Source organism: Agromyces hippuratus, from assembly GCF_013410355.1.
In the GTDB taxonomy this organism is placed as follows: Bacteria; Actinomycetota; Actinomycetes; order Actinomycetales; family Microbacteriaceae; genus Agromyces; species Agromyces hippuratus.
In genome coordinates this window covers 1,813,232-1,831,113 of record NZ_JACCFI010000001.1, presented here as the reverse complement: position 1 = coordinate 1,831,113, position 17,882 = coordinate 1,813,232, and the positions used below count along the sequence as shown (strand labels likewise).

Below are 17,882 nucleotides of genomic sequence, written 5' to 3'. Positions count from 1 at the left end.
ATGCTGGATGCCGCGACGGCACGGTTCATCGAGCAGGTTGCTGCCCTGCCCGCGGAAGAACTCGCGACGATCTTCGATGAATCGTTGAACCTCTGGATGCCCGCCGGTCGTGCGGCGAGCGAGGCCATCAAGATCTCAGCCGCCGAGAACTCCGAACTCGATCACGATGTTCGCGAGGCGCTCCGCCCGCTGACGGCGGAGCTCGATGCGCACGTGGCCGGCCTGCATTCCGACGCGAAGAGCGCGACCGTGATGGCGGCCCGAGCCGTTCAGACCCGCGCCACGCTCACTGCCGAGCACTACGAGGTGCTGGTCGCTCCGTTCATCGCGGCCGGTGTCGAGGTTCCTCCGCACCCCGGGCGCCTCTGATCGCACCGGTCGGCCGACTATGCCCGCCCGGTTCGCCGCGAGCGGCGCATGTGCGACAGGATGGGGAGCGCTCCCCATCGCCCGGCGGCTCGATCTGTGGTGTCGTGGAAGCCTTCGCCGCGTGGAGCACGTCGCGTGAAGCCTGCTGAGGAAGGACCGGAATGACCACGTTCAACACGTTCACCCAGGTGGCGCCGATCGGCGAGGAGACCATTGCCCGGTTCGCCGGACAGGTCCCCGCCGAAGTCGTCGACCTGTGGCGTCGTCAGGGTGCCGGATTCGTCGGCGCCGACGGGTTCTTCCGCGTCGTCGATCCAGACCGCGCTGCGCAGATGCTCGGGAGCGTCTTCGCCATGCCCGACGGTTCGACCGTGTTGTTCACGACGGCCCTCGGCGACGTCGTCTTCCACGCCGGCGGCGCCTACTTCGTCGTGAAGTTCCGGTTCGGCGCGATCGACGTGGCGCAGGGCCTCTCCTTCGACGGGCTCGTCGCACTCATCGAAGACGAGCGTCACCGCGACGTCGTCTGGCAGTGGCAGCCGTATCCGGCCGCGCGCGACCGTGACGGTGTTCCCGCGTTCGAGCAGTGCTTCGGGTTCGTACCGCTGCTCGCTCTGGGCGGCCCGAACGACGCGGCCAATCTGCAGCTCGGCGGCCTCTACGAGCACCTCGCCCTCATCACGCAGCTCGCCGGCCAGCCGCGGGTGCGCGGCGGTCTCCCGATTCCGACGCAGGGCGAGCCGGGTGCGGGCGCGGATGCCGCGACCGACCGGGATCGCCTCGTCGAGGTCGCCCGCGGTCTGTTCGCCAAGCTCACCGATGCACCGAACCTGAACATCATCGACCTGCCCGACGGGCTCGGCATCTGCGCCGTGCACGCCGTACGCGGTGGCGGCAAGATCTACGTCGCGCCTGATGAGTCGGTGCTGTTCGTCGCGTCGGCGATGGACTTCGACGCCGGGCTCGCCGCATTCCGGTCGGGTGAGCGCACGCCGCACGTCATGTTCGAGCGGCGCGACGGCGGGGCGACCTCGTGACCTCGGCCCTCGAACAGCGCTGCGAACGACTGCGGCTGCCCGTGACCGAGCTCGTCGCCGTGAGCATCTCCGCGACGCTCCGCCCGCAAGATCTTCCCGAGCTCCGTGCGGCCATCGCCGACGTGCGAGCGATCCTCAGCGAAGACGCCTCCGACATCCCACCGGGCGCATTCCTCGACTGGCTGCCGACGGCGTTGCGCAACCTCGAGCGCATGGACGAAGCCGTCAGCGGCGGCGACGCCGCGACGTCGTACGCCATCCTGACCGACAAGGCCGATGGATTCATCCGTCTCACCGACGGGTGCGCCGGCTTCCCGGGGTGGTCGGCCACCTGAGCCGGGGCTGCCGAGCCGTCAGCCGCGCAGGAACGGGTCGAGGAACCCGTTCACGATCGTCTGGCTGGCGCGAGCGCCGTAGTTGTCGACCGTGACCTGACTGATGGCCGCGTAGGCGTTCTCGCGCAGCACGACGGGCGGCAGCGGCTGCCAGCCGTTGCCCGACCTGGCGACGACGGTCACGTAGGCCACCGAGTCTTTCGGCGCGAGCCAGATGCCGAAGGTGACGTTGCCGCTCCTGGCCGACGGCACCGGAAGGTACACGCGGGGGTCGCCGGTGCGGAATCGATCGAGCAGGGCGGCGGCGTCCTGCGGGGCGACGTGTGCGTACGCGTTCACGCTCTGCTTCACCCGGGAGCCGGTCTCGACCCGCTCCCAGCGGTACGACCATGCCGTCAGCCAGACGATGCCCCCGATGAGCGTCGCCGCGCTGAGCAGCACGAGGCCGGGCGCCACGAGTGCTCGCAGGCCGGACCGCCGTCCCTGGTAGTCGGCCGACATCTCGACGATCGCGTCGTAGAACGTCAGCGTCACGACGACCCCGATGAGCCCGGCGAGGATGAAGGCGCCCGCGGTGATCATGAGACCGCGGGAGCGTACCCGGCGCACCTCTTGGGGGATGGTCGTCAGCGGTCGTTCAAGCTGTTCCACGGGTGTCCTTCCGTTCGGCGACCGGCCATTTGCGATCGATCATGGGGCCCTTCCACTCGAAGTACCCGAAGACCGACGTGTGGGTGCCGGTCGGCACGCCTCGACGTGAGGCTTCGTCGATGAGTACCCGGACCGCCTGGTGCGCGGTCGAGTCTTCGATCACAGCGTCGAGCATGAGGGGGATGAGGCCGCGCCGGGCGCCGTCGAACTGATCGAAGAGGGTGACGCGTTCGGCACCGCGATCGCCGCCGAACGCGCGCTTCAGTGCCGCTCCGTCGCGCACGCAGATCTCGCAGAGCAGTGTGCCGTTGCCGGCCTTCAGCGCGGCGGTGGCGAGTGGGCCCGATACGGGGAGTCGCTGCATCCGTGCCGAACGCGTGCGGTCGTCGAGCACACCCACGAAGACCATGTCGTGCCAGGCGATGAGCGGGGCGCCCGCGAGGCGCACACCTTCGTCGGTCACGGTGAGGGCGATGTCGGTGCCCGTCACGAGGAGCATGAGGGCGCGTCGCCGCCGCAATGCCATCACCGTCGAGATGAGGCAGGCGGCGACACCGAGAACGGCGATGATGATCGTGAACCAACGCATGCCCGAGGCGATGGCGAAGACGAGCCCGGCGGTGACGAGGCATCCGAGCGCGACGCTGACGAGGATGATGCCAGAATTCCAGCGGCCGACCGTGTCGACCTTGGCGCGGTCGACGGATGCCTCGAAGATCGGCTCGGCCATCGGTGCCCTTTCGCGTTCTGATCGGGCCGGCGGGCGGCTCCGAGCGTGGACAGCCTATCGCCCGGACACCGTCGCGCCCGGTTCGCGTACGCTCGACAGTATGCACCCGAGCCGCAGCGAATCAGGCGCCGCCCCCCAAGCAGCTCGCTCGGCCCAGCTCCCAGAAGGTGCATGACCATGGCGACGTCGTATCCCGAGTTCATCCCGGGGGCAGGCGCGGCGCCGGAGCCCGCGAAATGGCGGCCCGAGGTCGTCGACCGGGAGGCGCTCACATCCGAGCAGCGCGACCTCGCCGCGACGGCGGACGCACTCTTCGAGCAGCTCGCTCGCGACGCGGGTCAGTCCGATGCCGGTCGGCTCAACGTGGTGCCCCTGCCCGATGACCTGGGAGTCGCCGTCGTCCGCGCCGTTCGAGGCGGTGGCGTGATCTTCGTCGCCCGCGACTCGAGCGTGCTGTACATGACCTCGGTGATCGACCTGCCGATCGGCCTCGAACTCTTCCGCGACGGGCAGCGCACACCGCTGTCGAGCTTCGAGCCGCAGAGCGGATTCCGACGAGATGCGTGAGATGGGCGAGAACGAATCCTTGGTGTCGACCGGTTCACCTGCTGAAACGCACTCGAAGAGGTTCCGGGACGAGTTCGTCTCTCGGGTCGATCGTTTCTCTCGGAGTGGAGCAGGGTTCTGGCCGTCAGTACGCGGCATTTCCCGTCAGCAATGGCGTCGTGGACTACGAGGAGTACTACGAGCTGAGCACTGAACGATACGAGCAGTTCCGTGCCGACCCGACAGCCGCGGTGGTGTTCATCGAAGAGTGCCGGCGGCATGAGCACGACGAACTCCTCATGCAGAAGCCAGGACGGAATCGAGGGACTCCAGTCTGACGAACCGGCGATATCGTGTTCGAGCCTCGCATTGATGATGCGGTGCGGCGGCATTCCGTAGAGAGTGGAGTGGTATCTGGTGGCTGAGTTCCGGTTCTGCGGTCGCTTCAGTGCCCAGACGCAGCGTCCACCGTCGGATCCGCAGTGGACGTGGATCGATGAGGCCGAGGCGCAGAGGCGGTGGCACTCCGCGGGCGCGGAGCTGACCGTGGTGCCGCCCGCAGATCCTATGACGGGACGGGTGCCGTACGTGGTGGTGATCACGTGCGGTGCGTCTCCGTCCTACACGGTGCGTCGATTCCTTGCGCCGATCTTCTGCGATCTCGAACTGTGGTGGAAGAACACCGGCGACGGGCTGGCCCTCGATGTTGTGCACGCGATGGTCTTCCCTGAGCCGGCTGAGGAATGGGACGAGGCTCACGTCTCGACGACAGCGCGGATCGGGCCAGACGGTTCCGTCTACCTGACGCGCGCGTTCCGTACCGATCCCGGAGTCCGGGGCAGTTGGGTGACCGAGCCTGCGTCTGAACTGGCGCCGCTGGGCATCTCGCGTCTGCGTCGAGCCGAGCCCGCCTGGGGCATGTGGAACGAGCTGCTCGACCTGTCCATGTTCCCCAACGGGGTTCTGAGTGCTGCCCAGATCGATACGGTGTTCGTCGCGATGCGCGATGACGTCGGTCGATCGTCCGCTGCAGCGCAGCCTGAAAGCACTGCGGCCGCACAACAACCGGCAGCGCCGGCTGGAGAGCCATCGACCTCGGCGATGGGCGATCCGGAGGCGGCGGCTGCATCGAGAGCTGGTGCGCCGGCTGGTTCGGGCGGGTTCAGGTTCTGCGGCCGCTTCGACCCGGTTCGACAGGATGCGGTGGCGGCGTCGTCGTGGATCCGCGAAGACGAGGCACGCCGGGTGATGTACGAGGTCGGCGGTGAGTTGACGCTCGTCGGGCCGGAGGAGTCCGGTGTGCCGAGAGCGGTCGTGGTCGTCGCCTGCGGGCCGAATCCGGGGTTTCACGTTTCCCGGCAGGTGCCGCCCGGTGTTCCAGATCTCACGATGCGGTGGCATCAGGTCGGTGACCACATGTTGCTCGATCGGGTGTCGATCATGGACTACGACGAGCCGGTGACCGCGGGCGATGAGCCGGCGCTGACGGCGTGCACCGACATCGCTGCCGATGGATCGCGGCGGTTGACGCTCTCATCGAAGGGGTCCGAGACGATCGACACGGCCGAGATGCCACCCATCGAGATCGCGGAAGCAGTCCGGCCGGTGCCCCGATGGGGCGCATGGGCCGAGCTGCTCGATGCGCCACCCGCGATCGCACGCTGACACCCTTCCCGCTCGCGATGTGGTCGAGGTCGACATCGATGGTCCTCTCGATCGGCGGCCCCCGGCTCCATCGACGGCGGGGGATCGGTCGGTCCGGCCGGCCGAGACGAACCCGGCGAGCCACGGTCATCCGCGCGCGGCGTACGCTCGATGGCATGGACCCACGCCGTACGGCCTGGATCGTCGCCGCCTTCGCCGCGGCGCTCGATCTCGCCCTCGTCGTCTGCGCGTACGGGTTCGTGAGCCTCTTCACGGGCGTCGAGGTGGTCGTCGACCCCGAGGCGGGGCTCTTCGTGGCACCGGCGGCGATCGGCGCATCCGTCATCGCACTGCTGCTCACGCTCGCCGTCACGCTCCGGCGTCCCGACCGCATCTGGTCGAGCGTCCTGTTCTCCGCGGTCTGGACGTGGCTCGTCTTCGTCGTCTTCTCGGTCGGCGGCTTCGCCCTCGCGAGCGAGGGCAGCACCCTGCTCGCCGCGCTGCTGTTCGGCCTCGGATTCGGAATCGGCTGGTTCGGTCTGCTCATTCCCGCGCTCGCCGCGGTGACCGCGGCCTTCGCCGTGCTCGTGGCGCGTGGTCGCGACTCCGGCATGGAGCGCCCGAAGTGGCCGTGGGAGCGCGACGAAGACGAGTGACGCCCCGCGCCGCGCCATCCGCTCGCCGATCTGTGACGCGGACTGCGCGGCGGCAGTATCGTGAACCTGATGCAGGGTTCGATCGAGGCGCGCGTGAGTCACGAGGTCGACCGGTGGCTGGCATGGCTGCCCCGGTGGCGACCCGGGACGCATCGCGCCCGCGTGCGACTCTGCACCCGGTGCTTCGGCTCGCCGATCCTCGCTGCCGCCGGCCTCGACGTCGACGTGCCGCATCCGGTGCAGCACGCGTTCTCGATGCGCATGAAGGGGGTCATCGACCTCGCGGTCGACGACTACACCGCACGCAACCTGCCGATGCTGCACCGCGAGATCCGGCTCGCAGAGGAACGCAAGGCGCGCCGTCCGTACCGTGCCGGTGAGGGCCTCGAGCCCGAGTTCCTGGGCCTCGACGTCGACCCCGAGCCCGTTCCCGACCAGCCGTTCCTCTTCACGCTGTCAGGACTCGAAGCGGATGCCGCGGCCGAAGCCGCCGAACCGGCACCGCGCCCGTTCACGCCCCAGGAGAAGGAGGCGCTCCGCGAGGAGGTTCGCCTCGCCGACGACTTCGCCAAGCAGCTCGGCCGCCGCATCTGCGTCGAGCTCGCCCAGCACCGCTACCGCATCGGCAACGCGGTCGAGCGCCTCGTCGAGCCGCAGATCGAAGACCTGCTCGCCGATCTCGACCGCGAACTCGACTCGCCCGGATGGCCGAGCTGACGGGCTGCGGGGGAGTCGGCGGCCCCGCCGCATCCGTCGCCATTTGACCGCGAGGTGACGGCGCATTACCATTGATCGGGTGTGCGCGTTGTCGCGCGCTCGAATCGTGCCGGTAAGACCGGAGCGAAACGGGCCGAGATCATGTGCACGCATCGGGCTATTCGCCCCCACGGCATACCCATCAACCAAGGCGCTGCAACTCTGCGGTGCCGGTGGGTCGTGATGTGAATTCCATCAAACGCTGTCACCGTGCAGCACCAACAAGGAGAAGCAGTGCCAACCATTCAGCAGTTGGTCCGCAAGGGCCGCTCGCCGAAGGTCACCAAGACCAAGGCTCCCGCCCTGAAGGCGAACCCCCAGCAGCGCGGCGTGTGCACGCGTGTGTACACCACCACCCCGAAGAAGCCGAACTCCGCGCTCCGCAAGGTCGCTCGTGTGAAGCTCTCCAACGGCACCGAGGTCACCGCCTACATCCCCGGTGAGGGCCACAACCTCCAGGAGCACTCGATGGTGCTCATCCGCGGTGGTCGTGTCAAGGACCTCCCCGGTGTGCGCTACAAGATCGTCCGCGGCGCGCTCGACACGCAGGCCGTGAAGAACCGCAAGCAGGGCCGCAGCAAGTACGGCGCGAAGATGGAGAAGAAGTAATGCCTCGTAAGGGACCCGCTCCGAAGCGCCCCGTCGTCGCCGACCCCGTCTACGGGTCGCCCGTCGTCAGCCAGCTCGTCAACAAGATCCTCGTCGACGGCAAGAAGGACCTCGCGCAGCGCATCGTCTACGAAGCGCTCTCGAACGTCGCCGAGAAGAACGGCCAGGATGCCGTCGCCACCCTGAAGAAGGCGCTCGACAACGTGCGCCCGACCCTCGAGGTGCGTTCGCGCCGCGTCGGCGGCTCGACCTACCAGGTCCCCGTCGAGGTCAAGCCCCACCGCGCCAACACCCTGGCCCTCCGCTGGCTCACCAGCTACGCCAAGGCTCGTCGCGAGAAGACGATGACCGAGCGTCTCACCAACGAGATCCTCGACGCCTCGAACGGCCTGGGTGCCGCGGTCAAGCGCCGCGAAGACACCCACAAGATGGCCGAGTCGAACCGCGCCTTCGCCCACTACCGCTGGTAGCAGGCAGAGCGGATGCCTTCCCCCGCGGCTGGCATCCGTCGGGCCCACTACCGCTGGTAGCAGGCAGAGCGGATGTCGCGGGCCTCGGCTCGCGGCATCCGCTCCCACTCCCTTTCCCTTCCTGAATCTCCGGAGGAACCCCCGTGGCACAAGACGTGCTCACCGACCTGAACAAGGTCCGCAACATCGGCATCATGGCGCACATCGATGCCGGCAAGACCACCACGACCGAGCGCATCCTGTTCTACACGGGCGTCAACCACAAGATCGGCGAGACCCACGACGGCGCCTCGACGACCGACTGGATGGAGCAGGAGAAGGAACGCGGCATCACGATCACGTCTGCCGCCGTGACCTGCTACTGGAACAAGAACCAGATCAACATCATCGACACCCCCGGCCACGTGGACTTCACGGTCGAGGTCGAGCGTTCGCTCCGCGTGCTCGATGGCGCGGTCGCCGTCTTCGACGGCAAGGAGGGCGTCGAGCCCCAGTCCGAGACCGTCTGGCGTCAGGCCGACAAGTACGACGTCCCGCGCATCTGCTTCGTCAACAAGATGGACAAGCTCGGCGCCGACTTCTACTTCACGGTCGACACCATCATCAGCCGCCTCGGCGCGAAGCCCCTCGTGCTGCAGCTCCCGATCGGTTCGGAGTCCGCATTCGAGGGCGTCGTCGACCTGGTCGAGATGCGTGCGCTCACGTGGCGCGGCGATGCCAAGGGTGACGTCAAGATGGGCGCCGAGTACGCCATCGAGGAGATCCCCGCCGACCTCGTCGACAAGGCCGCCGAGTACCGCACCGCGCTGCTCGAGGTCGTCGCCGAGACCGACGACGCGCTGATGGAGAAGTACTTCGGCGGCGAAGAGCTGACCGTGGCCGAGATCAAGGCCGCGATCCGCAAGCTCACCGTCAACTCCGAGATCTACCCCGTGCTCTGCGGTTCGGCGTTCAAGAACCGCGGCGTGCAGCCCATGCTCGACGCCGTCATCGACTACCTTCCGTCGCCGCTCGACGTGCCCGCCATCGAGGCGCACGACGCTCGTGACGAAGAGAAGATCGTCATGCGTCACGCCGACGCGTCGGAGCCGTTCACGGCCCTCGCGTTCAAGGTCGCGGTGCACCCGTTCTTCGGTCGCCTCACCTACGTGCGCGTCTACTCCGGTCGCCTCGACAGCGGCGCCCAGGTCGTCAACTCGACCAAGGGCAAGAAGGAGCGCATCGGCAAGATCTTCCAGATGCACGCCAACAAGGAGATCCCGATCGACTCGGTGACCGCCGGCAACATCTACGCGGTGATCGGCCTGAAGGACACCACCACCGGTGACACCCTCTGCGACCCGAACAACCAGGTCGTCCTCGAGTCGATGACCTTCCCCGAGCCCGTCATCGAGGTCGCCATCGAGCCGAAGACCAAGGCCGACCAGGAGAAGCTCGGCACGGCGATCCAGAAGCTCGCCGAAGAGGACCCGACCTTCCGCACCGAGCAGAACCAGGAGACCGGTCAGACGGTCATCAAGGGCATGGGCGAGCTCCACCTCGACATCCTGGTCGACCGCATGAAGCGCGAGTTCAACGTCGAGGCCAACGTGGGCAAGCCCCAGGTCGCGTACCGCGAGACGATCAAGCGCGCGGTCGAGAAGCACGACTACACCCACAAGAAGCAGACCGGTGGTTCCGGCCAGTTCGCGAAGATCCAGTTCGCGATCGAGCCGCTCGAGATCGAAGGCGACAAGATCTACGAGTTCGAGAACAAGGTCACCGGTGGCCGCATCCCGCGCGAGTACATTCCCTCGATCGATGCCGGTTTCCGCGATGCCATGCAGTACGGCATCCTCGCCGGATACCCGATGGTCGGCGTCAAGGCGTCGATCCTCGACGGTGCCGCCCACGACGTCGACTCCTCGGAGATGGCGTTCAAGATCGCCGGCTCGATGGGCTTCAAGGAAGCCGCTCGCAAGGCGAACCCCGTCCTGCTCGAACCGCTGATGTCCGTCGAGGTCCGTACTCCTGAGGAGTACATGGGCGACGTCATCGGCGACCTGAACTCGCGTCGCGGTCAGATCCAGTCCATGGAGGATGCCGCAGGCGTGAAGGTCGTGCGTGCGCACGTCCCGCTCTCGGAGATGTTCGGTTACATCGGCGACCTTCGGTCGAAGACCTCTGGTCGCGCGGTGTACTCGATGGAGTTCCAGAGCTACGCGGAGGTCCCGAAGGCTGTGGCCGACGAGATCGTCCAGAAGAACAAGGGCGAATAGTCCGATACGCACGAACCTTCCGGTTCGCGTAACATATCAACACAACCCCCGTAGACCTCCGGTCGCAATCCAGCGCCCGGCGGATCTACACGAGTCCTGAGGAGGACCCACAGTGGCTAAGGCCAAGTTCGAGCGGACCAAGCCGCACGTCAACATCGGAACGATCGGTCACGTCGACCACGGCAAGACCACGCTCACCGCAGCGATCTCGAAGGTGCTCGCCGACAAGTACCCGTCGGCCACCAACGTGCAGCGCGACTTCGCGTCGATCGACTCCGCTCCCGAAGAGCGCCAGCGCGGCATCACGATCAACATCTCGCACGTCGAGTACGAGACGCCGAAGCGCCACTACGCGCACGTCGACGCCCCGGGTCACGCCGACTACATCAAGAACATGATCACCGGTGCGGCTCAGATGGACGGCGCGATCCTCGTGGTCGCGGCGACCGACGGCCCGATGGCGCAGACGCGCGAGCACGTGCTGCTCGCCAAGCAGGTCGGCGTGCCGTACCTGCTCGTCGCGCTCAACAAGTCCGACATGGTCGACGACGAGGAGATCCTCGAGCTCGTCGAGCTCGAGGTTCGCGAGCTGCTCTCGAGCCAGGGCTTCGACGGCGACAACGCTCCCGTCGTGCAGGTCTCGGGCCTCAAGGCGCTCGAGGGCGACGAGAAGTGGGTCCAGTCGGTCCTCGACCTCATGAACGCCGTCGACGAGTCGATCCCCGACCCCGTGCGCGACAAGGACAAGCCCTTCCTCATGCCGGTCGAGGACGTCTTCACGATCACCGGTCGTGGAACCGTCGTCACGGGCCGCGCCGAGCGTGGCACGCTGAAGATCAACTCCGAGGTCGAGATCGTCGGCATCCGCCCGACGCAGAAGACCACGGTCACCGGTATCGAGATGTTCCACAAGCAGCTCGACGAGGCATGGGCCGGCGAGAACTGCGGTCTGCTCCTTCGCGGCACCAAGCGCGAAGACGTGGAGCGCGGCCAGGTCGTCGTCGCACCCGGCTCGGTCACCCCGCACACGAACTTCGAGGGCACCGCGTACATCCTCTCCAAGGAGGAAGGCGGGCGTCACAACCCGTTCTACGCGAACTACCGTCCGCAGTTCTACTTCCGCACCACCGACGTCACCGGCGTCATCACGCTGCCCGAGGGCACCGAGATGGTCATGCCCGGCGACACCACCGACATGACGGTTGAGCTGATCCAGCCCATCGCCATGGAAGAGGGCCTCGGCTTCGCCATCCGTGAGGGTGGACGCACCGTGGGTGCCGGTACGGTCACCAAGATCGTCAAGTAGGTTCACCTACTGATCGCCGACAGGGGTCGGGCCTTCGGGCCCGGCCCCTTTCGTGTACCCGGGAACCCTCCTCTTCCGCCGGCGGGTAGACGGTTCTACGCTGGAACGGATGGCAGCTTCCCCCACGCCATTCGTTCGATCGACGGTTCGCCCTGAGATTCAGGCTCTACGGGCGCTCGCCGTCGGAGCGGTCGTGCTCCACCACGGGTGGCCCGCCGTCGCACCGGCCGGATACATGGGCGTCGACGTGTTCTTCGTCGTCTCGGGTTTCCTGATCACCGGGCTCCTGCTGCGCGACGCGGAACAGCGCGGGCGCATCACGCTCCGCACCTTCTACCTCCGGCGGGCCCGCCGGATCCTGCCGGCCGCCGTGACGGTGCTCGCCGTGGTCTCGGTGCTCACGATCGCGCTCGTGCCCCAGCGGGAGTGGCGGTCGTGGTTCAGGGAGATCGTCGCGAGCGCGCTCTACTACGAGAACTGGCAGCTCGCGGTCGACTCCCAGATCCCGCGGCGGGCCGATCTCGAGTCGACGCCCGTGCAGCATTTCTGGTCGCTCTCGGTCGAGGAGCAGTTCTACCTCATCTGGCCGCTGCTGCTGATCGTCGGCATCTGGTTCGCCGCGCGCAGGGGAGTCGGTTCGCGTCGGGTGCTCCTGCTCCTGCTCGGCGCGGTCACCGCGGCGTCGTTCGTGCACTGCATCGTGCTGACCGTGCAGAACCCGGCCATCGCCTACTTCTCGACGTTCACGCGCATGTGGGAGTTCGGCGTCGGCGGGCTGCTCGCACTGGTCGCCGCGACCCCGCTTCGCGGCCACGAGCGCCTGCGTGCCGCCGTGTCGCTCGTCGGACTCGTGGTCATCATCGTGCCGATCGTGACGTTCCGATCGCCCGACATCTTCCCCGGTGCGATCGTGCTCGCGCCGGTGGTCGGCACGCTCGCCGTGATCTGGGCGGGCATGCCGCAGCTCTCCTGGTCGCCGGCGCGGCTCGCCGCGCTCTCGCCCGTGCAGTGGATGGGCGACGTCTCGTACTCGCTCTACCTCTGGCACTGGCCGATCTTCATGTTCGTGCCGTACCTCACCGGCATGCCGAGTCCACCGTGGCTGATGGTCCTGCTCGTGGCGTTCTCGTTCGTCGTCGCCGGCCTCTCGAAGCGGTACATCGAAGACCCGTTCCGCACACCGTCGCACGGCCTGCGCGCACGGCCGGCGGTCGTGCTCGGCGCCACCGGCGCCGTGATCGCCCTCGTCGTCGGAGCCGGGGTGGTGGCGCCGGGCGTCGCGGCCGAACGCAACGTCGCGTGCTCGCGCAGCGATCGCGACTGAGCGGCCTCAGACGGGCGTGCCGTCGATCGTCGTCTCGAGTTCGATGCTGCCGTGCACGCTGCGCGCCACCGTGCAGGACCGGTCGATCGCCTTGACCATGAGGTCGATGAGCTTCGAGCGCTCGGGCTCGTCGAGCGCCGAGAGGTCGAGCAGCAGTTCCTCGTCGACATGGGAGTAGCGGTTCTCGTGGTCGGAGGTGCCGTGCGCCCACACCGTCATCGCGAAGTCGTCGCCGAGACGCCGAGCGACGACCCGGTCGGCACTCATGCCGGCGCAGCCCGCGAGGGCGAGCTTGAGCAGTTCGCCGGGAGTGAAGTGCCCCTCGGCCTCCGCCGGACCGATGCGCACCGTCGACCCGCGCTCGTTCATGCCCTCGAACGTGCGTTCGCCGGTGCGACTGACCGAGACGCTGCCCGGTCCGATCCGGTCGCTCACCTGATGCGCGTGCTCGGTCATGTACGCCTCCAGACTTGGTCGTCACGTCGATTCCATCACGGATGTCGCGGGGCCGGAGCGTGCTCGTCTGCGACATCCCTGTGAACCGGACGGGCGCGACACGCCCGGGTTGCATGAAGGCACTCATTGTGGCAAACTCGTTGAGTTCAACATTTCGAACGCGTGCACTCGTGCGCGCTGATCGGATCACTGTCAGGCAGTGCATAACCACCCGGTTCGCCCCGTTCCAACGGGGCTCACGCAGGGGTCAGGTTAGGCCGCAGGCAGGAGAACAGACAAACCGACACTCACAACGCCATGGGCGACCATGTCTGCGTGCGCGTCGGCGGGCTCGAAGGTCGAGCGTGTCGAGAGCACCGCCCCGGTTGATCCGGGCGGGTGGTTTCGACAGGCTCGATCACCGGCCTTTGACAGAAGAACAGTGGTGCTTCACACGGAGTAGCTACGCGGCGTCCGATGCCCTCGGAAGGGGTAAGACGCCTTGACAGAGAGAGAGTCAGCAATGGCGGGACAGAAGATCCGCATTCGACTGAAGTCGTATGACCACGAGGTCATCGACACCTCGGCGCGCAAGATCGTCGACACGGTGACCCGCGCGGGCGCCACGGTCGTCGGCCCCGTGCCGCTTCCGACGGAGAAGAACGTGGTGTGCGTCATCCGATCGCCCCACAAGTACAAGGACAGCCGCGAGCACTTCGAGATGCGCACCCACAAGCGTCTCATCGACATCGTGGACCCGACGCCCAAGGCCGTCGACTCGCTCATGCGACTCGACCTGCCGGCCGACGTCAACATCGAGATCAAGCTCTGAGGTAACAGATGTCTTCCGCTACCAAGAACGTGAAGGGTCTGCTCGGCACCAAGCTCGGCATGACCCAGGTGTGGGACGAGAACAACAAGCTCGTGCCCGTGACCGTCATCGAGATCGCCCCCAACGTGGTCACCCAGCTCCGCACCGTCGCGAACGACGGCTACGAGGCTGTGCAGATCGCTGCAGGCGCCATCGACCCGCGCAAGGTCAACCAGCCCGCGACCGGCCACTTCGCCGCCGCAGGCGTGACCCCCCGTCGCCACCTGACCGAGGTCCGCACCGCGGACGCCGCGTCGTACTCCCTCGGCCAGGAGCTCCCCGTCGAGGGTGCCTTCGAGGCCGGCCAGCTCGTCGACGTCGTCGGCACGAGCAAGGGCAAGGGCTTCGCCGGTGTCATGAAGCGCCACAACTTCAAGGGTGTGTCCGCTTCGCACGGTTCGCACCGCAACCACCGCAAGCCCGGTTCCATCGGTGCCTCGTCGACGCCCAGCCGCGTCTTCAAGGGCATGCGCATGGCCGGCCGCATGGGTGGCGAGCGCGTGACCGTGCTCAACCTCCGCGTGCACGCCGTCGACGCCGAGAAGGGCCTGCTGCTCGTCAAGGGCGCGGTTCCCGGTGCTCGCGGCCGTCTCGTTTTCGTCCGCAACGCAGTGAAGGGGGCGTAGTCCATGGCTACCGCCAACACCATTGACGTGCTCGACGCGACCGGCAAGAAGTCCGGCTCGGTCGAGCTGCCCGCCGAACTCTTCGACGTGCAGACCAACGTCCCGCTCATCCACCAGGTCGTCGTCGCCCAGCTCGCAGCAGCGCGCCAGGGCACGCACAAGACCAAGACCCGCGGCGAGGTTTCCGGCGCCGGTCGCAAGCCGTTCAAGCAGAAGGGCACCGGCCGCGCCCGTCAGGGTTCGATCCGCGCTCCTCAGATGACCGGCGGTGGCATCGTTCACGGCCCGCAGCCGCGTGACTACTCGCAGCGCACCCCCAAGAAGATGATCGCAGCGGCCCTCCTCGGCTCGCTCTCCGACCGCGCACGCGGCGGCCGCGTCCACGCGGTCACCGCCTTCACGGCCAGCGAGACGCCGAAGACCAAGGAAGCCGTCGCGCTCCTCGCAGCGATCGCTCCGGCGAAGCGCTTCCTCATCGTGCTCGCGCCCGGTGAAGAGCTCTCGCAGCGCGCTGTGCGGAACATCCCGACCGTGCACGTGCTGCGCGTCGACCAGCTGAACGCCTACGACGTGCTCGTCTCGGACGACATCGTCTTCAGCACCGCTGCACTCGAGTCCTTCGTGGCCTCGAAGACGGCGAAGAAGGAAGAGGTCTCGGCATGACCGCCGCCGCGAACAACAAGGACCCGCGCGACATCATCATCGCGCCCGTCGTCTCGGAGAAGAGCTACGGCCTGATCGACGAGGGCAAGTACACGTTCATCGTGGACCCCCGCTCGAACAAGACCGAGATCAAGCTCGCCATCGAGAAGATCTTCAACGTCCAGGTGGCGTCGATCAACACCCTGAACCGTCAGGGCAAGACCCGCCGTACCCGGTTCGGCATGGGCAAGCGCAAGGACACCAAGCGCGCGATCGTCACCCTCAAGTCCGGCTCGATCGACATCTTCACGGCTGTCGGCTAGGGAGCAGAGGAATAAGAATGGCTATTCGTAAGTACAAGCCCACGACTCCTGGTCGTCGCGGTTCGTCGGTCGCCGACTTCGCGGAGATCACTCGCTCCACGCCTGAGAAGTCGCTGCTCCGCCCGCTGCCGAAGACCGGTGGTCGCAACAACCAGGGCCGCATCACGACGCGTCACATCGGTGGTGGCCACAAGCGCCAGTACCGCGTGATCGACTTCAAGCGCAACGACAAGGACGGCGTCAACGCCAAGGTCGCTCACATCGAGTACGACCCCAACCGCACCGCGCGCATCGCGCTGCTGCACTTCGTCGACGGCACCAAGCGCTACATCCTGGCTCCGAACAAGCTCTCGCAGGGCGACATCGTCGAGTCGGGCCCCGGCGCCGACATCAAGCCCGGCAACAACCTGCCGCTGAAGAACATCCCCACCGGTACCGTGGTGCACGCCATCGAGCTGCGCCCCGGCGGCGGTGCCAAGATGGCACGCTCGGCCGGAGCATCCGTTCGCCTCGTTGCGAAGGACGGCCCCTACGCCCAGCTGCGTCTGCCCTCGGGCGAGATCCGCAACGTCGACGCGCGCTGCCGCGCGACCGTCGGCGAGGTCGGCAACGCCGAGCAGTCGAACATCAACTGGGGCAAGGCCGGCCGCATGCGCTGGAAGGGCGTCCGCCCGACCGTGCGTGGTGTCGCCATGAACCCGGTCGACCACCCGCACGGTGGTGGCGAGGGCAAGACGTCCGGTGGACGTCACCCCGTCAGCCCCTGGGGCCAGAAGGAAGGCCGTACGCGCAAGCGCGATCTTCCCAGCGACAAGCTCATCGTTCGCCGCCGTAACGTCGGCAAGAAGCGCAAGTAGGAGTTGTAGAAGATGCCACGCAGTCTGAAGAAGGGCCCCTTCGTCGATGACCACCTGCTTCGCAAGGTGATCACGGCGAACGAGGCCGGCAGCAAGAACGTCATCAAGACGTGGTCGCGCCGTTCGATGATCATCCCGGCGATGCTGGGTCACACCATCGCGGTGCACGACGGCCGCAAGCACATCCCGGTGTTCGTCACCGAGACCATGGTGGGTCACAAGCTCGGCGAGTTCGCCCCCACCCGCACCTTCCGTGGACACGTGAAGGACGACAAGAAGGGCCGTCGCCGCTAAGCGGTGACGTGAAGGAGGAGAAGAAATGGTGGAGTCGATCGCACGCGTGCGACACATCCGCGTCACCCCCATGAAGGCCCGCCGCGTCGTCAACATGATCCGCGGGCGCCAGGCACAGGAGGCACTCGCCATCCTGAAGTTCGCACCCCAGGGTGCGAGCGAGCCGGTGTACAAGCTCGTCGCCTCGGCCATCGCGAACGCTCGCGTCAAGGCCGATGCCACGAACACCTACCTGGACGAGCAGGACCTCTACATCAGCCGCGCATTCGTCGATGAGGGCACCACCCTCAAGCGATTCCAGCCGCGCGCTCAGGGTCGTGCCTTCCGCATCAACAAGCGAACGAGCCACATCACCGTCGTGCTCGCCACGCCCGAGGAGGGTACGAAGTAATGGGTCAGAAAGTCAACCCGTACGGCTTCCGTCTCGGCATCACCACCGACCATGTGTCGCGGTGGTTCTCCGACTCGACGAAGCCCGGTCAGCGCTACGCCGACTACCTTGCAGAAGACATCAAGATCCGTCGACTGCTGCAGACGTCGCTGGACCGCGCCGGTGTCTCGCGCATCGAGATCGAGCGCACCCGTGACCGTGTCCGCGTGGACATCCACACGGCACGTCCCGGCATCGTGATCGGCCGCCGCGGCGCCGAGGCCGAGCGCATCCGCGCCGACCTCGAGAAGCTCAGCGGCAAGCAGATCCAGCTGAACATCCTCGAGGTGAAGAACCCCGAGGCCGACGCTCAGCTCGTCGCTCAGGGCATCGCCGAGCAGCTCTCCGCTCGTGTGGCATTCCGCCGCGCGATGCGCAAGGGCCTGCAGGGTGCTCAGCGCGCCGGCGCCAAGGGCGTCCGCATCCAGGTCTCCGGCCGCCTCGGCGGCGCCGAGATGAGCCGTTCGGAGTTCTACCGCGAAGGCCGTGTGCCCCTGCACACCCTTCGCGCGAACATCGACTACGGCTTCTACGAGGCGAAGACCACCTTCGGCCGCATCGGTGTGAAGGTCTGGATCTACAAGGGCGACATCACCAACAAGGAGCTCGCCCGCGAGCAGGCCAACCAGAAGTCGTCGCGCCCCGAGCGCAGTGACCGTCCCCGCCGTGCGCCGAAGGCGCAGGAGCCGGTGGCAGCAGGAGTTGAGGCATAA

The 17,882-nt window shown here is 67.1% G+C and carries 23 protein-coding genes; 20 read left to right on the top strand and 3 right to left on the bottom strand.

The window, feature by feature from the left end; genetic code table 11:
• The 3 genes from BJY17_RS08600 to BJY17_RS08590 all read left to right on the top strand — a co-directional run bounded on the left by BJY17_RS08600 (position 1) and on the right by BJY17_RS08590 (position 1,741).
• Complete coding sequence (locus BJY17_RS08600) at positions 1-369, top strand: hypothetical protein (RefSeq protein ID WP_179550980.1); 369 nt, start codon at positions 1-3, stop codon at positions 367-369.
• Between the two features lie 161 nt (positions 370-530).
• Positions 531-1,406, top strand: coding sequence for a T6SS immunity protein Tdi1 domain-containing protein (locus BJY17_RS08595; RefSeq protein WP_179550979.1), 876 nt, complete (start codon positions 531-533; stop codon positions 1,404-1,406).
• The gene (locus BJY17_RS08590) at positions 1,403-1,741 is read left to right on the top strand and encodes a hypothetical protein (protein ID WP_179550978.1); all 339 of its coding nucleotides are present in this window, start codon (positions 1,403-1,405) and stop codon (positions 1,739-1,741) included. Before BJY17_RS08595 ends, BJY17_RS08590 begins: the two co-directional genes overlap by 4 nt.
• Before the next feature lie 18 nt (positions 1,742-1,759).
• Here BJY17_RS08590 and BJY17_RS08585 read toward each other — a convergent pair whose 3' ends face one another.
• Entirely contained in the window at positions 1,760-2,392 is a 633-nt protein-coding gene (locus tag BJY17_RS08585) for a hypothetical protein (RefSeq protein WP_179550977.1), read from the bottom strand.
• A complete protein-coding gene (locus BJY17_RS08580) occupies positions 2,379-3,122 on the bottom strand; it encodes a hypothetical protein (RefSeq protein ID WP_179550976.1) in 744 nt (247 codons plus the stop codon). Before BJY17_RS08580 ends, BJY17_RS08585 begins: the two co-directional genes overlap by 14 nt.
• Before the next feature lie 171 nt (positions 3,123-3,293).
• On the opposite strand from BJY17_RS08580, the gene BJY17_RS08575 reads away from it, so the two are divergent.
• The 9 genes from BJY17_RS08575 (at position 3,294) to BJY17_RS08535 (ending at position 12,691) form a co-directional block, all read left to right on the top strand.
• The gene (locus tag BJY17_RS08575; RefSeq protein ID WP_179550975.1) at positions 3,294-3,689 is read left to right on the top strand and encodes a hypothetical protein; all 396 of its coding nucleotides are present in this window, start codon (positions 3,294-3,296) and stop codon (positions 3,687-3,689) included.
• Between the two features lie 381 nt (positions 3,690-4,070).
• The gene (locus tag BJY17_RS08570; RefSeq protein WP_179550974.1) at positions 4,071-5,333 is read left to right on the top strand and encodes a hypothetical protein; all 1,263 of its coding nucleotides are present in this window, start codon (positions 4,071-4,073) and stop codon (positions 5,331-5,333) included.
• A gap of 155 nt (positions 5,334-5,488) precedes the next feature.
• Complete coding sequence (locus BJY17_RS08565) at positions 5,489-5,968, top strand: DUF6121 family protein (RefSeq protein ID WP_179550973.1); 480 nt, start codon at positions 5,489-5,491, stop codon at positions 5,966-5,968.
• A gap of 69 nt (positions 5,969-6,037) precedes the next feature.
• Positions 6,038-6,685: a spermidine/putrescine ABC transporter substrate-binding protein gene (locus BJY17_RS08560; RefSeq protein ID WP_179550972.1), complete on the top strand. Its 648-nt coding sequence runs from the start codon at positions 6,038-6,040 to the stop codon at positions 6,683-6,685.
• Positions 6,686-6,958: 273 nt separating this feature from the next.
• Positions 6,959-7,333 carry a 30S ribosomal protein S12 gene (rpsL, locus tag BJY17_RS08555; RefSeq protein ID WP_022893888.1) on the top strand — a complete coding sequence of 125 codons (375 nt, stop codon included), beginning with the start codon at positions 6,959-6,961 and terminating at the stop codon, positions 7,331-7,333.
• A complete protein-coding gene (rpsG, locus tag BJY17_RS08550) occupies positions 7,333-7,803 on the top strand; it encodes a 30S ribosomal protein S7 (RefSeq protein WP_056010907.1) in 471 nt (156 codons plus the stop codon). Before rpsL ends, rpsG begins: the two co-directional genes overlap by 1 nt.
• Positions 7,804-7,946: 143 nt before the next feature.
• Positions 7,947-10,061, top strand: a complete 2,115-nt coding sequence (gene fusA / locus BJY17_RS08545; protein WP_179550971.1) for an elongation factor G — start codon at positions 7,947-7,949, stop codon at positions 10,059-10,061.
• A 112-nt stretch (positions 10,062-10,173) separates the two neighbouring features.
• Complete coding sequence (tuf, locus tag BJY17_RS08540; RefSeq protein WP_179550970.1) at positions 10,174-11,367, top strand: elongation factor Tu; 1,194 nt, start codon at positions 10,174-10,176, stop codon at positions 11,365-11,367.
• Between the two features lie 109 nt (positions 11,368-11,476).
• On the top strand, positions 11,477-12,691 hold the full coding sequence (locus tag BJY17_RS08535; RefSeq protein WP_179550969.1) for an acyltransferase family protein: 1,215 nt from the start codon (positions 11,477-11,479) through the stop codon (positions 12,689-12,691).
• A gap of 6 nt (positions 12,692-12,697) precedes the next feature.
• Here the strand turns inward: BJY17_RS08535 and BJY17_RS08530 are convergent, their stop codons facing one another.
• Positions 12,698-13,147, bottom strand: a complete 450-nt coding sequence (locus BJY17_RS08530) for an OsmC family protein (RefSeq protein WP_179550968.1) — start codon at positions 13,145-13,147, stop codon at positions 12,698-12,700.
• Between the two features lie 502 nt (positions 13,148-13,649).
• Between BJY17_RS08530 and rpsJ the strand changes: the two genes are divergently transcribed.
• From rpsJ to rpsC, 8 genes are read left to right on the top strand one after another with little or no spacing between them, the layout of a single operon-like run.
• The gene (gene rpsJ, locus BJY17_RS08525) at positions 13,650-13,958 is read left to right on the top strand and encodes a 30S ribosomal protein S10 (protein ID WP_017201594.1); all 309 of its coding nucleotides are present in this window, start codon (positions 13,650-13,652) and stop codon (positions 13,956-13,958) included.
• Between the two features lie 8 nt (positions 13,959-13,966).
• The gene (gene rplC, locus BJY17_RS08520; protein ID WP_056010893.1) at positions 13,967-14,623 is read left to right on the top strand and encodes a 50S ribosomal protein L3; all 657 of its coding nucleotides are present in this window, start codon (positions 13,967-13,969) and stop codon (positions 14,621-14,623) included.
• 3 nt (positions 14,624-14,626) lie between these two features.
• Positions 14,627-15,286 carry a 50S ribosomal protein L4 gene (gene rplD, locus BJY17_RS08515; protein WP_179550967.1) on the top strand — a complete coding sequence of 220 codons (660 nt, stop codon included), beginning with the start codon at positions 14,627-14,629 and terminating at the stop codon, positions 15,284-15,286.
• Entirely contained in the window at positions 15,283-15,588 is a 306-nt protein-coding gene (gene rplW, locus BJY17_RS08510; protein ID WP_056010886.1) for a 50S ribosomal protein L23, read from the top strand. The genes rplD and rplW overlap by 4 nt, the downstream gene beginning before the upstream one ends.
• Positions 15,589-15,605: 17 nt before the next feature.
• Positions 15,606-16,445: a 50S ribosomal protein L2 gene (gene rplB, locus BJY17_RS08505; protein WP_074260107.1), complete on the top strand. Its 840-nt coding sequence runs from the start codon at positions 15,606-15,608 to the stop codon at positions 16,443-16,445.
• Positions 16,446-16,457: 12 nt separating this feature from the next.
• Positions 16,458-16,739 carry a 30S ribosomal protein S19 gene (gene rpsS, locus BJY17_RS08500; protein ID WP_056010880.1) on the top strand — a complete coding sequence of 94 codons (282 nt, stop codon included), beginning with the start codon at positions 16,458-16,460 and terminating at the stop codon, positions 16,737-16,739.
• 25 nt (positions 16,740-16,764) lie between these two features.
• Positions 16,765-17,130 (top strand): 50S ribosomal protein L22, encoded by a 366-nt coding sequence (rplV, locus tag BJY17_RS08495; protein ID WP_074260108.1) that lies wholly within the window; start codon positions 16,765-16,767, stop codon positions 17,128-17,130.
• A complete protein-coding gene (gene rpsC / locus BJY17_RS08490) occupies positions 17,130-17,882 on the top strand; it encodes a 30S ribosomal protein S3 (protein WP_056010873.1) in 753 nt (250 codons plus the stop codon). The genes rplV and rpsC overlap by 1 nt, the downstream gene beginning before the upstream one ends.

Bases quoted from the DNA above. Each gene is read 5' to 3' on its own strand.
- BJY17_RS08600 (WP_179550980.1), top strand. From the start codon at position 1: ATGCTGGATGCCGCGACGGCACGGTTCATCGAGCAGGTTGCTGCCCTG.
- BJY17_RS08595 (WP_179550979.1), top strand. From the start codon at position 531: ATGACCACGTTCAACACGTTCACCCAGGTGGCGCCGATCGGCGAGGAG.
- BJY17_RS08580 (WP_179550976.1), bottom strand. From the start codon at position 3,122: ATGGCCGAGCCGATCTTCGAGGCATCCGTCGACCGCGCCAAGGTCGAC.
- BJY17_RS08575 (WP_179550975.1), top strand. From the start codon at position 3,294: ATGACCATGGCGACGTCGTATCCCGAGTTCATCCCGGGGGCAGGCGCG.
- BJY17_RS08565 (WP_179550973.1), top strand. From the start codon at position 5,489: ATGGACCCACGCCGTACGGCCTGGATCGTCGCCGCCTTCGCCGCGGCG.
- BJY17_RS08560 (WP_179550972.1), top strand. From the start codon at position 6,038: ATGCAGGGTTCGATCGAGGCGCGCGTGAGTCACGAGGTCGACCGGTGG.
- rpsG (WP_056010907.1), top strand. From the start codon at position 7,333: ATGCCTCGTAAGGGACCCGCTCCGAAGCGCCCCGTCGTCGCCGACCCC.
- BJY17_RS08535 (WP_179550969.1), top strand. From the start codon at position 11,477: ATGGCAGCTTCCCCCACGCCATTCGTTCGATCGACGGTTCGCCCTGAG.
- BJY17_RS08530 (WP_179550968.1), bottom strand. From the start codon at position 13,147: ATGACCGAGCACGCGCATCAGGTGAGCGACCGGATCGGACCGGGCAGC.
- rpsJ (WP_017201594.1), top strand. From the start codon at position 13,650: ATGGCGGGACAGAAGATCCGCATTCGACTGAAGTCGTATGACCACGAG.
- rplC (WP_056010893.1), top strand. From the start codon at position 13,967: ATGTCTTCCGCTACCAAGAACGTGAAGGGTCTGCTCGGCACCAAGCTC.
- rplD (WP_179550967.1), top strand. From the start codon at position 14,627: ATGGCTACCGCCAACACCATTGACGTGCTCGACGCGACCGGCAAGAAG.
- rplW (WP_056010886.1), top strand. From the start codon at position 15,283: ATGACCGCCGCCGCGAACAACAAGGACCCGCGCGACATCATCATCGCG.
- rplB (WP_074260107.1), top strand. From the start codon at position 15,606: ATGGCTATTCGTAAGTACAAGCCCACGACTCCTGGTCGTCGCGGTTCG.
- rpsS (WP_056010880.1), top strand. From the start codon at position 16,458: ATGCCACGCAGTCTGAAGAAGGGCCCCTTCGTCGATGACCACCTGCTT.
- rplV (WP_074260108.1), top strand. From the start codon at position 16,765: ATGGTGGAGTCGATCGCACGCGTGCGACACATCCGCGTCACCCCCATG.
- rpsC (WP_056010873.1), top strand. From the start codon at position 17,130: ATGGGTCAGAAAGTCAACCCGTACGGCTTCCGTCTCGGCATCACCACC.